Annotated in this window: 15 protein-coding genes; 9 read left to right on the plus strand and 6 right to left on the minus strand. The window is 37.1% G+C overall.

The annotated features are described in order from the left end of the window. The first annotated feature begins 1 nt into the window (after position 1). The 5 genes from folP to ACA100_RS10035 are packed head-to-tail and all read left to right on the plus strand — an operon-like array spanning position 2 to position 5,425. Entirely contained in the window at positions 2-829 is an 828-nt protein-coding gene (gene folP, locus ACA100_RS10015; RefSeq protein WP_481077570.1) for a dihydropteroate synthase, read from the plus strand. Positions 830-840: 11 nt separating this feature from the next. Beyond that, complete coding sequence (locus ACA100_RS10020) at positions 841-2,763, plus strand: ABC-F family ATP-binding cassette domain-containing protein (RefSeq protein ID WP_481077571.1); 1,923 nt, start codon at positions 841-843, stop codon at positions 2,761-2,763. 11 nt (positions 2,764-2,774) lie between these two features. Continuing rightward, on the plus strand, positions 2,775-3,167 hold the full coding sequence (locus ACA100_RS10025) for a DUF3592 domain-containing protein (protein ID WP_481077572.1): 393 nt from the start codon (positions 2,775-2,777) through the stop codon (positions 3,165-3,167). A gap of 8 nt (positions 3,168-3,175) precedes the next feature. Beyond that, complete coding sequence (locus ACA100_RS10030) at positions 3,176-4,276, plus strand: toxic anion resistance protein (protein ID WP_481077573.1); 1,101 nt, start codon at positions 3,176-3,178, stop codon at positions 4,274-4,276. Positions 4,277-4,291: 15 nt separating this feature from the next. Then, positions 4,292-5,425 (plus strand): 5-bromo-4-chloroindolyl phosphate hydrolysis family protein, encoded by a 1,134-nt coding sequence (locus tag ACA100_RS10035; protein ID WP_481077574.1) that lies wholly within the window; start codon positions 4,292-4,294, stop codon positions 5,423-5,425. Positions 5,426-5,483: 58 nt separating this feature from the next. Here the strand turns inward: ACA100_RS10035 and ACA100_RS10040 are convergent, their stop codons facing one another. From ACA100_RS10040 to ACA100_RS10060, 5 genes are all read right to left on the minus strand, one after another. Next, positions 5,484-6,833 carry a dicarboxylate/amino acid:cation symporter gene (locus tag ACA100_RS10040; RefSeq protein ID WP_481077575.1) on the minus strand — a complete coding sequence of 450 codons (1,350 nt, stop codon included), beginning with the start codon at positions 6,831-6,833 and terminating at the stop codon, positions 5,484-5,486. 31 nt (positions 6,834-6,864) lie between these two features. Next, a complete protein-coding gene (locus ACA100_RS10045; RefSeq protein WP_481077576.1) occupies positions 6,865-7,782 on the minus strand; it encodes an ABC transporter substrate-binding protein in 918 nt (305 codons plus the stop codon). 212 nt (positions 7,783-7,994) lie between these two features. Beyond that, on the minus strand, positions 7,995-9,383 hold the full coding sequence (ppnN, locus tag ACA100_RS10050) for a nucleotide 5'-monophosphate nucleosidase PpnN (protein ID WP_481077577.1): 1,389 nt from the start codon (positions 9,381-9,383) through the stop codon (positions 7,995-7,997). Between the two features lie 6 nt (positions 9,384-9,389). Continuing rightward, positions 9,390-10,163 (minus strand): peroxide stress protein YaaA, encoded by a 774-nt coding sequence (yaaA, locus tag ACA100_RS10055; RefSeq protein WP_481077578.1) that lies wholly within the window; start codon positions 10,161-10,163, stop codon positions 9,390-9,392. A gap of 1 nt (position 10,164) precedes the next feature. Then, positions 10,165-10,923 carry a phosphatase PAP2 family protein gene (locus ACA100_RS10060; protein ID WP_481077579.1) on the minus strand — a complete coding sequence of 253 codons (759 nt, stop codon included), beginning with the start codon at positions 10,921-10,923 and terminating at the stop codon, positions 10,165-10,167. 247 nt (positions 10,924-11,170) lie between these two features. Here ACA100_RS10060 and ACA100_RS10065 point away from each other — a divergent pair, with 247 nt between their 5' ends. Both ACA100_RS10065 and ACA100_RS10070 read left to right on the plus strand, forming a co-directional pair. Further along, positions 11,171-12,373 (plus strand): uracil-xanthine permease family protein, encoded by a 1,203-nt coding sequence (locus ACA100_RS10065; RefSeq protein WP_481079126.1) that lies wholly within the window; start codon positions 11,171-11,173, stop codon positions 12,371-12,373. Between the two features lie 263 nt (positions 12,374-12,636). Beyond that, positions 12,637-13,443 (plus strand): EfeM/EfeO family lipoprotein, encoded by an 807-nt coding sequence (locus ACA100_RS10070; RefSeq protein ID WP_481077580.1) that lies wholly within the window; start codon positions 12,637-12,639, stop codon positions 13,441-13,443. A 10-nt stretch (positions 13,444-13,453) separates the two neighbouring features. Here ACA100_RS10070 and ACA100_RS10075 read toward each other — a convergent pair whose 3' ends face one another. Beyond that, a complete protein-coding gene (locus ACA100_RS10075) occupies positions 13,454-13,885 on the minus strand; it encodes a PaaI family thioesterase (protein WP_481077581.1) in 432 nt (143 codons plus the stop codon). 97 nt (positions 13,886-13,982) lie between these two features. On the opposite strand from ACA100_RS10075, the gene ACA100_RS10080 reads away from it, so the two are divergent. Together ACA100_RS10080 and mnmA are read left to right on the plus strand one after the other, a co-directional pair. Next, positions 13,983-14,351, plus strand: a complete 369-nt coding sequence (locus tag ACA100_RS10080; protein WP_481077582.1) for a hypothetical protein — start codon at positions 13,983-13,985, stop codon at positions 14,349-14,351. Between the two features lie 5 nt (positions 14,352-14,356). After that, positions 14,357-15,454: a tRNA 2-thiouridine(34) synthase MnmA gene (mnmA, locus tag ACA100_RS10085; RefSeq protein ID WP_481077583.1), complete on the plus strand. Its 1,098-nt coding sequence runs from the start codon at positions 14,357-14,359 to the stop codon at positions 15,452-15,454. The last annotated feature ends 57 nt before the right edge of the window (positions 15,455-15,511 follow it).

The following is a 15,511-nucleotide window of genomic DNA, read 5'->3' on the forward strand; positions in this document are numbered from 1 at the left end:
TATGAATAAACCGACTTTACAGCAATTATTGATCAAAGATGCCCCAATCATCATGGGTATTTTAAATGCAACACCCAATTCATTTTCTGATGGTGGGGATTTTTGGCATCACGCTACTGCCATTGATCGCGCCCATGAAATGGTGAAAGAAGGTGCAACGATCATTGATATTGGCGCTGAATCTTCCAACCCAAAAGCAGAACCCATTTCTGCCAATGAAGAGATTGATCGCCTAACCCCAATCATTGAATCTTTAGCACAAGATCTACCAGCTTTGATCTCCATTGATACTTATCATCCTGAAACCATGAAAGCTATGGTGGATTTAGGTGTTGATATCATCAATGACATTAATGGCTTTCGTGATCCTGCTTCCATCGATGCGGTTAAGGATACCAATGTTGGTTTAGTTGTGATGCATTTGGATAATCCCATTGAAAGCATGCATGTGGAAACAGAGCACGATGATATCACTCATAGCATTGCACAATTTTTCTTAGATCAAGTGGAACATTTATCTGATCATAATATTCATCCTAATCGAATTTTATTAGATCCTGGTTTCGGCTTTGGTAAAACCACTGAAGAACAGATCGTACTATTACAGCAATTAGAGCGCTTAACTGTTCTGCCTTACCCTATTTTTATTGGCTTATCTCGTAAACGCTTAATTGGACATTTAACCAATGTCGATGTTGCTAAAGAACGCACCATTGGCAATGTTGCATCCGCGCTTTGGTGTTTACAAAAAGGCGCAAAAATTTTCCGTGTTCATGATGTGAAAGCAACGCATGAAGCTTTCCAATTATGGCAACAACTATCGATTTAAAAATTTAGAATATGATTGAATTTAACCAAATTACTCTTCGCGTTGGTACCAAAGTCTTAATTGAGAACTTCTCTGCCCAAATCCATAACAAAATGCATGTGGGTTTAGTGGGCAAAAATGGCACAGGCAAAACCTCCCTATTCAATATGGTTTTGGGCAATTATGAATCTGATAAAGGTTCATTGCACATTCAACCACATTTACAAATTGCTCATGTTGAGCAAGAGATCAGCAATACAGAATTAACAGCTTTTGATTATGTATTATCAGGCGATGCTGAATTAATCGCCCTTCGTAAAGCTGAAGAAAAAGCTTTAGAAGACAATGATGGCTTAGAAATCAGCCGAATCCACCAAGAATTGGATCGCATTGATGGCTACCGCGCGGACAGCAAAGCTTCTGCATTATTAATGGGCTTAGGTTTTGAATATTATGAGATCACTAAAGCAGTCAAGCATTTCTCAGGTGGTTGGCGCATGCGCTTAAACATCGCTAAAGCGTTAATGTGCCGCTCTGATATTTTGTTGCTGGATGAACCTACAAACCATTTGGATTTTGAAACTGTCGTTTGGCTCGAAAACTGGCTCAAAAGCTATCAAGGCATTTTAGTCATCATTTCCCATGATAAAGAGTTTTTGGATCACACTTGTAATTACATTTTGCATTTAGAAAATCAGCAAGCCACTTTATATAAAGGTAACTATGCGGATTTCCAGCGTTTACGTGCAGAGAAATTAGCGCTGCAACAAGCAATGTATGAAAAGAATGAAAAAACTAAAGCCCATTTAGAAAATTTCATTCGCCGTTTTGGTGCAAAAGCCACAAAAGCTAAACAAGCACAAAGTCGCGTGAAAGCCTTATCTAAATTGGCAGATATCGCACCTGTTGTTGCAACGAATGAATTTCATTTCTCATTCTTAAAACCTGATCGCATTCCTGATCCATTATTGACATTTGATAATGTCAGCATCGGTTATGAAGTAGGCAAACCCATTTTAGAAAAAGTAGAACTCACATTAACGCCAGATACTCGCTTGGGTTTACTCGGTAAAAATGGCGAAGGTAAATCTACTTTAATCAAAGCAATCGCAGGTGAATTAAATATTGAGAAAGGCGAATATGTTGCCTCTGAATTCTTAAAAATTGGCTACTTTGCACAGCATCAATTGGAATATTTAACCATCACAGAATCACCCATGTGGCACATTCAATCGTTGGATCCATTGATTGGCACACAGGATATTCGTAACTTCTTGGGTCGCTTTGATTTCCATGGTGAAAAAGCCTTAGAAAGTATTGAACGCTTTTCTGGTGGTGAAAAAGCACGTTTAGCTTTGGCCATGATCGTTTATCAAAAACCTAATCTATTGCTCCTCGATGAACCCACTAACCATTTAGATTTAGAAATGCGCGAAGCAATTGCCATGGCACTGCAAGAATTTGACGGCGGCGTTGTCATCGTATCCCATGATGCTTCACTCTTGGAAATGTGTTGTGATCAATTTGCCATTGTAAGCAATCATCGTTTTGAATTGTATGATGGCGACTTAGAAAGCTATCGTGCTTTGGTTTCGGATGCACGTTCAGGTAAAACTTCATCTAAAACATCAACGTCTGTAACTTCCACAGAATCTGCTTCTGATAGCGCACCGAAATTAGATTTCAATGAACGCAAGAACTTAAACTCTAAATTGAAAAAATTAGAGCGCGATGTGGAAAAATTTGAAAAAGAGATGCCAAAAATCGAGGATAAAATCGCAAAACTGGATGAAATTTTGGGTAATAGCGATACTTATGTTTCTAAGTCCCACGATGAAATCCAAAAAATGAATGATGAGAAAGATCAACTTAACCAAAAGCTTGCGGATATGGAAGAATCTTGGTTAATGAATAATGATGAGATTGAAACCATTCGTGAACAACTTTCCCAATAAGGTGAATCTATATGTTTAAGAACAAAGCTTTTTTTGCGCGACTTTTCCGTTTATTAGGCGCAGCACTTGTATTGAGTGCGGGCTATTTTGTCTACATTGATACAGAATTAAATTATGTCAGCGCCAATATCATCGCCTATGAAGATGAACATCCTGTCGTGCGTTTTTCCGCATCACAAACTGAACAAATCACCTATAAAATGCAAGAAACATTCGATATTGCCAAACATCCCATTGGCACTTTTTTAGAAGTACGTTTCCCTAAAAATGATTATGGCAAACTAGAATATGTATCCCCACTATTACAATGGGCTTTTTATATTGTATTATTGATAGGATTAATCATTTTCTTCATTGGTGCGGTACTCACAATCCAAGTGCGCAAACAATTGAACAATCAATAGGAACTATTATGAGTGAACAAAAACAAGATCAAGCAATCATCGTAACAGAAGAAAAAATGCTAGCGGAAATCGTACCCGATGATGCTCGCGTGAATGAAATCGCAACTACGATTAGCATCAATGATCCAACTGCATTTTTAGCTTATGGCTCTAAACCAATGGCTGAAATTGCAAAATTTTCTGATACTTTACTCAACCGCATTAAGACCAAAGATGCAGGCGAAGTTGGTGGCCAATTATCAGATTTAGTTTTAAAAATCCGTGAATATGATCCGCTGAGCCAAGAAGAAAAAGCCACTGGATTTCTAGCGAACATTCCATTCATTGGCAGCCTATTCAGACAAGTTGAAAAAACTAAAATTGATCACACAACTCTAACAACTCAAGTGGATGTTATCGCGAGCCACTTAGATAACTCTATGGTGAATTTACTGCGTGATAATGAACAATTAGCACAACTTTATGATAAAAATTTAGATTATTATCGCGAATTGAATCTTTACATCGAAGCAGGTAAACAGTTTTTAAATCAAACTCGCACGGTGGATCTGCCTGCGTTAGAAGCTAAAGCAATGGAAACACAAGATATGCTCGATGCACAGAACGTCAAAGATCTGATGGAAAACATCAATCGTTTTGAACGCCGTTTGCATGATCTCAATCTTTCTAAAACAATTGCAATGCAAACTGCACCACAAATTCGCATCATTCAAAGTAATAACCAGCAGTTGGCTGAAAAAATCCAAGGCAGCATTTTTTCAACATTGCCTATTTGGAAAAGCCAAATTGTTTTATCACTTTCTTTGCAAGAGCAAGAAAAAGCCGCAAAACTACAAAAAGATGTTGCGGACACAACCAACCAACTTCTTCGTAAAAATGCTGAAATGTTGCAACAAAATAGCATTGCAACCGCACAAGAAGTTGAGCGCTCTATTGTTGATATTGAAACTGTGCGTGAAGTCCAAAATCGCCTTGTGAATACCATTGAAGAAACAATGAAAATTGCAACAGAAGCGCGCGAAAAACGTAAAGCTGTGGAAATTGAGTTGTCGCAAATGGAAAATAATCTTCGTGAGCGCATCACTGAAGCTGTGACAAAATATCAATAGAGGCCATCAAAAAGCATGAACAATCCTATGGATTACAATGAACAAACCTTGCCTTTTCAAAAATCTATGGATTCTGAAAAGCATGAGCAAAAATCGAGCAATACTACTGAAAGCAAAACAATCCGCGCTGAAGAATTAGATTTTAGCAATGCCTTCATTAAAGGCGCTAAAACAACAGCCAAGCGCATGTTGTTTCATTTCAAAGCAATGGTAGGCGGTTTAACTGCCCAGATTTTGAAATGGTTTGTACCAAGTAGCATCGATCCATTTTATGGTGCAACATTTCTATGTTCATACATCGGCATTGTCATGCTTTTTCCTTTACGCAAAAATCATTTGGCAACAGGTTTAGGATTGATCACAGCATTAATTGTTGCAATCACTGGAATGTGGCCAATTGCCCTACTCTTTGGTGGCATAATGACGATGCTTTTAGATTTAATTGATCGCAAAGCCGAAAATACAGGTTTCTGGTTCACCATTCCTTTATCCTTACTAGCATTGTTCTATGCCAATATTAAAATGCCTGAATCCATTTTTGCATCCATGCCAATTTGGGCTTATGGCGCAATGGGAGCCACTGCTGTTTTAGGTTTACTAAAACCTAAGGCATTGCGACATTTAGCCAATTTAACATTAATGTCTGAAGAAGATAAAAAAGCATATCTTGAAAATATTGAAGCACAAAAAACTCTCGCAATTGCTAAACAGCAAGCTGCAAGAGAAGAGTTATCTTTTGCACTATTTGCTCGCCACATCGAAGTTTTACGTTTAATTGAAGTGGAAAATCAGAAGTTACCACCACAATTATCCGTCATCGTAGAAAAGATTGGCCATCAATCCATTGATATTTTAAAGATCATGAAAGCTGATCCTCGTGATGTTTTACCAGGTGGACAATTCTTAAATCGCTATTTACCACTGATTCATCAGTCAGTTGTGCGTTATAGCACGATTAAATCTTTGCACAGCGAAGAGAATATCCAAGAAAATATCGATGAGAAAACCTTGATTGCTTTAAATGGTATGCAGCAAGCTTTCACACAAATCCGCCAACAATTGGCAGACAATGATGTGGATGATTTACGCGTGGATTTAAAAGTGATGGATCAATTGATCCGAAGCCAAGGATTTGAGATTAAGGATTAAATCCTACATGATAAAAGGCGCTGATTCAGCGCCTTTTCTATCTATCAGTTATTAGAAATTAACCAATATTTGCTGTATTTTTCTGTTTTGCCAAATCATCTAAGCTAGTTTCAAATACTTTTTTGTCAAACTCGCCTTGCGAATGAGCAACCATCACAGAAACATAAATACTGCCCATTACATTCAATACAACGCGCGTAATGCCATAGAAGTAATCTAAGCCGAAGAAGATCACCGCTGCTTCTTTTGGTAAGCCCACTAAATCAAATACAACAAATAGTGAGACTAAGGCACCGCCAATCACACCAGGATTACCAAACGCCGCAATCGTCGCATATAAACCCAACATAATATAGAACTCAACGCCCACAGGAATATTCATCAAATTCACAGCAGCAATCGCAATGATCACATTTGTGATTGGCCCACCATTCGTATTCAATGAATTACCTAAAGGCAGGATAAAGTTAGAGATTTTTTCTTTTACACCCAAGGTTTTAGTATCTTCCATCGCTAATGGCAATGATAAAGCTGTCGATGTGACTGTTGCTGCAAAAATAATCACACGAGAACATTTCTTCAATAGCATTCCTAAACTTAAACCATAACGAATACTGATGAACAATGCGTATAAAACAAAAAATAAAACATTCACAACAGTAATATAAACCAATACTAAACCTAATGATTTCAATAAGCCCAAACCATTAATCGCAATCGTTGAAGATAAAATACCGAAAATACCGATTGGCGCGATGTACATTACCAATGTAATGATCTTCATAATGACACTGCGGAATGCCAAAGTCACAGTTAATAATTCAGAAACACCAGGTGTATTATCCTTCAATAAATTCATACATAAACCAAATAAACAACCAAAGATGATCACTTGCAAAACGATTGGCTTAGTGAATGCAACAAATACATTGCTTGGGAAAAAGCCTAAAATAATTTCCTTCACTGTCAATGTTGTGGCAGTAACTGCTTGAGAGCCATCTAATAAACTTGCATCAAAATTAAATGGTAAAACCAAACCTAGTAATACAGCTAGATAAGATGCTGCGGCGGTTGTCACAAAGAATAGCAATAATGTTTTTCCGCCCATGATTTTAAATTCTTTCAAATCCAATGAGGAAACAGACATCACGATCGAACCAAAAATCAAGAATGGCACACACATATTCATTAAATTTAGAAAGATCTGCCCTAACATTTGTAGATAATTAGCAATCTGTAAAATAGTAGCATTTTGACTTTGAATACTTGCCAAGACTTCTGCAGAAACTTGTCCTTCTGGCATAGGTGCTTTCATCGCCTCTAGAATCACACCTACAATAATACCGAGCGTTAAACCTATAACGATCTTTCCTGATAATGTTTTAAAGAAACTTTTAAGTTTTTCCATAATTTAAGCCTTTATTGATAGATAGTTATAATTACTTCAAATGTTTATGTACATAATTCATTGGACTCGTTTTAACAACTGTCTCATAAGAGATTGGCGAATCTAAAATATCGCCTTCCACTAAGAACCTTTGCCAACGAGTTAACTCCTGCTCTGTGATCTCTATCGATGGCGTCCACATACCTTCTTGGCAAAATTGATTAATGGTTTGAATACCATCTTCCAATTTCACATGTGGCCAGTTTTTACGAATAATTGCCTCGCAACCTTCACCACCATTTTCTAACAACCAAGTTGTACCTTTTTGTAATCCTAGTGCAAATTTATTCGCTAAATCATCTACATGCTCAAATAAAGATTCCAAACCATAATAAACGCTCCAAGGAATCACACCGCCACGCAATGCTAGATCACAATATGGAAATGCAACACCATCAGCAATAAACTTATTCGCCATATCTGGTTGCAACACAATAAAATCACCAAAACCACCCAAAAACATATCGATGATCATGCTCGTGGAAAAATCATGAATAAAACGAATCTTTGAAGTATCTGTACCACCTTCTTTCGCACAACCTGCCACAGACAAATAGTGACTTGCACCATCACCGCCCGAAACTAATACACGCTTGCCTTCCATTGCTTGCCATGTGAATTCCGTAGGTTGTTTTTCTCTAGAAACAATCACCAACGGACATCGAGAAGCAATTTTGGCAAATGAATAATAATTTTGGATGCGGTCCATATAGACTAAAGGCACCCAAATACCGCCCACAACCACATGTGCCTTACCTTGATTAACATCCGTTAGACATTGCGTCCACGGTGCTGGCACATACGAAACTACATCTAGCCCAACTTCTTCAAAGAAACCCTGCTCTTTTGCCACATATTCTGGCATATAGTTCATGGATAACCCTGTTGCTGCAATTACAAACTTATTCATCGCATTCCTCATCATTTTGAATAAAGATGATTCATTTATAACAGAGAACATGTACCAAAAAACTTACTATTATCAATAATTTGCGATAGCACTATATAATTAAAGAATGGTTACAGATTAGCTAACTTTTTCTAATATTCTATCCGTGCAATCATACATAAAAAAAGCCCAACTCTCCGTTAGGCTTTCATAATCTTAAAACTTATCAGTGCTTATTTTTCAACTCGATAACACGGCTGATAAGCAGAACCTGGTAGCTTCATACGTTCTTGTTCAACAAAGTCATTCAATAACTGATCCACTAAGCCCATCAACTCTGGATCGCCATGTAATACAAATGGTCCTTTTTCTTTAATCGCTTTGATCCCTGACTCCTTAATATTACCTGCCACAATACCAGAGAAAGCTTGGCGCAATGCAGCTGCTAATTTCTCTTTGGGCTGGTCTTTATGAAGATTCAAGCCCGCCATATTTTCATGAGTCGGAATAAAAGGCTTTTGTAAATCTTCAGACATCACGAGCGACCAGTTAAAACAATAAGCATCTTCGCTTGTTTTACGGCTCTCTTTCACTAATGGCATTGCCTGCTTCATTTTACGCGCAACCAACATAGGATCATCAATGATGATTTCATAATATTTTTGCGCCTCTTTTCCTAAACTCTGCTCAATGAAATGATCTAAAGTTTTGAAATAACTCTCACTTTCTTTAGGCCCTGTCAATATGATCGGTAAAATTTGATCTTTATTCTCTTCCATCATCAAAATGCTGAGCACATATAAAAATTCTTCCGCAGTCCCAACGCCACCTGGGAAAATAATCAATCCATGACCTAGACGAATGAATGCTTCTATACGCTTTTCAATATCTGGCATGATGATCAATTCATTCACCAATGGATTAGGTGGTTCTGCTGCGATAATGGAAGGTTCTGTAATACCAATATAACGATTCGCCTCATGACCCTGCTGTGTATGACCAACAGCAGCACCGCGCATAGGCGCTTCCATTGCACCTGGTCCGCAACCTGTACAAATATCAAAATTACGCAAACCTAACTCATAACCAACTTCTCGTGCATATTGATACTCTACCTTATTGATAGAGTGCCCGCCCCAGCAAACCATGACATTATAATCATAAGCAGCCTTTAAAGCTTGAGCATTGCGTAACGTCATGAATACGATATCTGTCGTAATCTTCTGATTACCGTATTTTAAAAATCGATTTTGATCATAACTACTGACAACTTCTCGCATGTATAAAATATCACGCAGTACAGAGAATAAATTTGCACGAATTAAACGCGTTAATTCTCCATCCACAAAAACAGATTGCGGCGGATTGATCAATTCTAATTTGATACCACGAGCTGTACGTTCTACCTTTGCATCAAAATTTTTATACAATTGAAATAAAATACTAGCATCATCTGTTTGACTGCCTGTATTCAATACAGCCAATAAGCAATTTCTAAATAATTCATACAACTCTCCATCCGCACTTTTTGTCAATAGATCACTTTCAACACGAGAAAGTAAATCTAACGAGCCTTGTGGCGGGTAAATATCGTAATTTGTGCTTTCTATGTGTATGCTCATGCCAAATTAATCCTTATAGAATAACCATTCTTGTTTTTGTGTTGGGTTTTCGCCTTTAAAACGATAATCATTGCCCGTAAATTTCTGCAAATCATCCGCATTTTGAATATTATTTTCCGCAGCATAGCGCACCATTAAACCTCGCGCTTTTTTTGCATTGAAGCTAATTGTCTTATATTGCCCATTTTTAAAATCTTTAAAAATAGGCGTAATAACAGGCACCGAAAGTTTAACAGGTTGTAAAACAGAAAAATACTCATGAGAAGCTAAATTAACCACTGCTGTGATTTTATTGTTCTCAATGAGTTCATTCAAATATTGAGTGACTGAATCGCTCCAGAATTCATATAAATTTTTACCTTTAGTATTTTTCAATGCGGTGCCCATTTCCAAACGATAAGGGGCTATCAAATCCAAAGGATGCAAAGCACCATATAAACCAGAAAGCATGACTAAATGAGATTGTAAATACTCTATTTGGTCCTTTGATAGATTATAAGCATCCAAAGCTTCATAAGCATCACCATTGAATAAAAACAGCGCTTCTTTAGCATTATCATGAGTAAATGGCACACTAAAATTACTATAACGTGCAGCATTCTGCACAGCTAAATTACCCGAGATTTTCATCAATGATTCTAAATCTGGCGGTGACATTTTTTTCAAAATATCAATCAACTCAACACTTTGATTTAAAAAATGAGGTTCAGTATCACCTCGAAAAGGTGGTGTTCTTGTTTCATCTAGTTTTTTTGCAGGTGATAAAAGGAATAACAACATATTACCTCCGTGTTACATATGAAAATAGTTGATCAGGCGTAAATTTAGTGTGTTGCGTTAACTTAGCATAAATTACACATACGATTGGTACATATAATGTGCTAACAAAGACATCAATAGGATAATGCATACCAAATCTAATTCGACTGATCATCATCAGGGCTGTCCAAGCATATACGATAGAAAACAACACCCAATCACGCTTTCTATTCATTGGTAAAATCAAAATAAACATCATCAACCACGTCATTGCAAATGCTGTATGTCCAGATGGAAATGAGTAACCCACTTCTTTTGACCAATGATTTTTTAAATACTGTGGCATCGTTGCATTATCTTCAACAGCACTGATGACAAGTTCTTTGCGAACGCTTCGTTTCTCTTGATAAAAATGATCTAAATTAACGCCTTGCTCAATTAAATAACCTGTATAAGGCCTTGGCTCTTTATAAAAAACTTTTAATCCTGTTTTAATAATTTGTGTGCTCATTAGCAAAAATAGTGCTGTAAACACTATGATGATCCATGGTGTTTGTCTAGCAAACACAGATAATATCAAAACCAAAAACAGACTGGTTAATGCTGCATAAATAATGGCGCTGCCTGATTCTGTAATCCAAAATAAAACCTGATCAACATTGTCAAATGTTTCATCCAATTGCCATTGCCAATCTGCTAGCCACAGAACAATCGGAATTAAAAGAAGTTCTAATACAGCTAATAGCATGATGATTATTTTTTGACGGGATAACGCTATCATTTTGATCCTGAATATATTATTTAAAGATCTGTCAGTATATCACTAACGAATAGCCCTGCTTTTTTTCTGTATAAAATTATTATGCTAATCCAGAGTGATTGAGATATTTTTATCTAACAATCAAAGGATTGGTGCTATACTAGCGCACGCTTTTCTCACCCTAAAAATCTCACAGGAGCGTATTATTGTGCAGCCCATTAAAGATCTAATCTCAGGCGTACAGATTCTATTCGTTGCATTCGGTGCAATGGTTCTAGTCCCATTATTAACAGGTTTAAATCCCTCTATGGCACTTTTGGGTGCTGGTATTGGTACTCTTTTATTCCAACTCATCACAAAACGCAAAGTGCCTATTTTTTTAGGCTCATCATTTGCTTTCATCACGCCAATCATTTTCTCACTAGAAACTTGGGGAATGGGCGCAACAATGTTTGGTTTATTTGCTGCAGGTTTCATGTATTTTGTATTTGCAGCCATCATTCGTTGGCGCGGTATCGGCTTAGTGAATACGTTAATTCCTGCTGTTGTGATCGGCCCTGTCATCATGGTGATTGGTTTGTCTGTTGCCGTCACTGCAACGCAAATGGCGATGGGCATTAGCGGCGGTCAAGCCATTATGAATGACACATTAGCAATTGGCCTTTCGATTGCAACATTTGCAGTCACCGTATTAATCACTATTTTTGGCAAAGGCCTATTTCGTCTAATTCCGATTTTGGGTGGTATTTTCGCTGGTTATTTATTGGCATTAATCTCAGATTTAACAGGATTGTCTGCCCATTTAAATGATGGCAAAGAGATTTTACACTTAGAGCTATTGGCAGATGCGACATGGTTTGCAATTCCTGAATTCCAAAAACCTGAAGTAAATTGGTTGGCCGCACTCTTCATGTTACCTGTTGCAATTGCACCTGCAATCGAACACATTGGTGGCATTATGGCAATCAGCAAAGTGACAGGCAAAGATTTTACGAAAGACCCAGGATTGGATAAAACTTTAGCAGGTGATGGCTTGGGTGTTTGTGTAGCAGGTTTAATCGGTGGCCCACCAGTCACAACTTATGGTGAAGTTACGGGCGCTGTGATGATCACAAAAAATGATAATCCTAAAATCATGACATACGCTGCAATTTTTGCAATTGCTATGGCATTTATGGGTAAATTCAATGCATTCTTGAATTCCATTCCATTACCTGTCATGGGCGGCATTATGATCCTATTATTCGGTACAATTGCAAGCATTGGTTTAAAAACGTTAATTGATGCAAGAGTGGACATCATGATCCCTCGCAACTTAGTGATCATCAGTGCAACATTGATCACAGGTGTTGGTGGCTACACAATCAACGTGGGCAACTTCCCATTTGCAGGTGTTGGCTTGGCTGCAGTTTTAGCCATTGTATTAAATCTTATTTTGCCAAAAGCACCAGAAGAAAAGACAGCACAATAAATTTTTATAATAGATTAATTTATAAATTAATCTATTATAAAAAAATACAAAAACCTCCAACTTTTGGAGGTTTTTGTGTATGATAAAGATAATATGATATTACAAACCATTTATTAGTAAATCAAATAATTTATATATACATAATAATGATGATAATTACACAAATAACACAATAAAAATGTGTTATTAATATTTACTTATTAAACAATAGATTCATGTTTGATCATTATTAATTGTTGACACTGCAACACTTAGGAGCGATCGTGAACCACATACTTTTATGGCTGCTACTCTATTTAGCTAATGCTTTTGCCTTGGCAGAGGTTCACTCTATCCAACACAATAAAGCCACACAACAATACTATTTATTTTCTGTGGAACGTGTAAAAAATGCAGAAGAGATGCTAGAAAGACTTTCTCGCAAACTAGAAGCAGGTGAAGTAGAGGCTGCAAAAGAGGATTATATTAAAGCACATTATCAATATGAATCTGTTCGCCCTTTGATTCTACTGTTTCCCAATCTGAATAATCTTGTCGATATTAGGATCAATGATCTCCCTAATGATACCAATGACATTAATTTTATCGGTTTTCATGCTTTAGAATATGAGCTGTTTATCAAACATGATATTGCTCGCTCTTTAGTTGAAAGCAAGAAACTCATTAACAATCTAGAAGTCATGATTCATTTTCTAGAACATCAGGAAATCACCTTTAAACATATGATAGATCTATGGCCAAAATTTATTCGGCAAATCTTGGTGCATAAATTGCCTGGTCACGATAGCTTGTACAGTTACTCTGGCCTTGGCGAAATTGCAGCCAACATGGAAGGGATTCATTTAATTGTTCATCAAACTCGCTCACTATTTCCAAAACCACTCTATCAAGAGTTTGCTCAAATAGAAAACAACATTGAAGCAATATTATACCGCTATCGGTCTGGCGACCTGCACCAACCTTATTCAAAACTCACAAATAAAGATCGAGAGTTATTAAAACAAGCAGTCATTCACTTAGATCATCTATTGATTCAAATGAATGAGATTCTTTCAAAAACTCTCGAATAAGCACAATCTCTTATTCCGCAAAAACATTTGGATTGCGATTTTTAACAATCGCATTCGTAACACGAATCGTCGATATTAAACGATCATCATCTTTTGCATAAATATTCACATCCCAAACATGAGTGCTTTTACCTCGATGGACAATCTGTCCTTTTGCCACAACTATTTCTCCTGTACGCGCCGAAGAAATGTGACTTGCACTGATTTGCATCCCCACACAACTTTTCTCAGGCAGAGCTATGCTAAAAGTACCAACACCTGCAACCGTTTCTGCCAGTGCAATTGTTGCACCGCCATGCAAGTAGCCATATGATTGAATCGTTCTTTCATCCACTGGCATGGTAGCTTCCACATAACCATCTTCGCTCACAGTAAATTCAATGCCTAAATGCCCTACTAATGTTTCACGCGTATGGCTATTCATCTGTTCAATAGTTAACATTCCATATCCTCTTATTAAATGTTATTGAGCTCTCATTCTAGAGCAAATAATGGTAAAATTGTGACTAATTGTTTATTGATTCCTCAAAGGAGCGATCTTGTACTTCTTTTTATTATTTCAATTCATTGGGTTAGTTATTATTGTTGGTAGCTTTATTGCTTATGCAAAACATAAAGAAATTCCCATTTTCTTTTTCATTTGGCACAAAAAGAAAAGCTTTTTTGCTTGCGTAGTATTGATGTTTGCCATCATTACTTTAATTTGCATTAAGCCCATTTATAACAATGTGAAATGTTCATACAACGGCCACAGCCTAAACAAATCCACAAAATACGACTGGATCAATGGCCAATGCCAAATCGAATTTGGCGTCGGTAAAAATGGCAAACCAACTTATGTGCCATACGAAAGAATTCGTGGAAATTCCACTAACGATGCAGCAGATGATGCAGGAGCAACTGAGTAAATAACATGATTCAAGAAGATATTAAAGGTAAACGCGTCATCGTCGGCATGTCTGGCGGTGTTGATTCATCCGTTGCAGCACTTTTATTGAAAGAACAAGGCGCAGATGTTCATGGCGTATTCATGAAAAACTGGGAAGATAACTTTGAAACAGGTTATTGCTCCGCAGAAGAAGATGTCAAAGATGCCCAAAAAGTTTGCGATACTTTAGGCATTCCATTACATAAAGTGAACTTTGTAGAGAACTACAAAGAGCGCGTTTTTTCATACTTTTTAGAAACATTAAAAATGGGATTAACACCAAATCCTGATGTTTTATGCAACAAAGAGATCAAATTTAAAGCTTTCTTAGATTATGCTAATGAAATGGGTGCGGATTACATCGCAACTGGACATTATGCGCGCACGGCTCGTAAAGATGGACAAACGTATTTATTAAAAGGCTTAGATAACAACAAAGATCAAAGTTATTTTTTACATCTACTGAGTCAAACACAAATCAAGAATGCTCTATTCCCTGTTGGCGATTTAGAAAAACCTCAAGTCCGAGAGCTTGCATTAAAACATAAACTCATCACTTATGATAAAAAAGATTCCACAGGCATCTGCTTCATTGGTGAGCGTGATTTCAATGAATTCATCGGCCAGTACATTGCGTCCAAACCTGGCGATATGATGACTGTCGATGGTGAAAAAATCGGTGAACACCAAGGCTTATCATTTTATACCATTGGCCAACGTAAAGGCTTACACATTGGCGGTGTGAAAAACTCTTCAGGCGAACCATGGTTTGTTGTAGAAAAAGACATTGAAAACAATCGCGTGATTGTCGCCCAAGGTGAACATCAAGCATTGTATAAACAATCATTGACAGCACGTGATGTTCATTGGATCAATACCAATATTGATTTAGAAAATATTAATCAAAATCTCACTGCAAAAATTCGTTACCGTCAACAAGATGAATCTTGTTCTATTCAATTCTTAGAAGATGGCCGTATCTTCGTTGATTTCAAAGACCCGCAACGCGCAGTCACACCAGGACAATCCATTGTGTTTTATCATGGAGATATCTGTTTAGGTGGCGCGATCATTGAACGATAGAAGATGATATAACTCTTAATAAAAAACCAAGTTCTTCAACTTGGTTTTTTATCGCTA

The sequence above is a fragment of the Wohlfahrtiimonas sp. XWW7 genome (assembly GCF_056716055.1).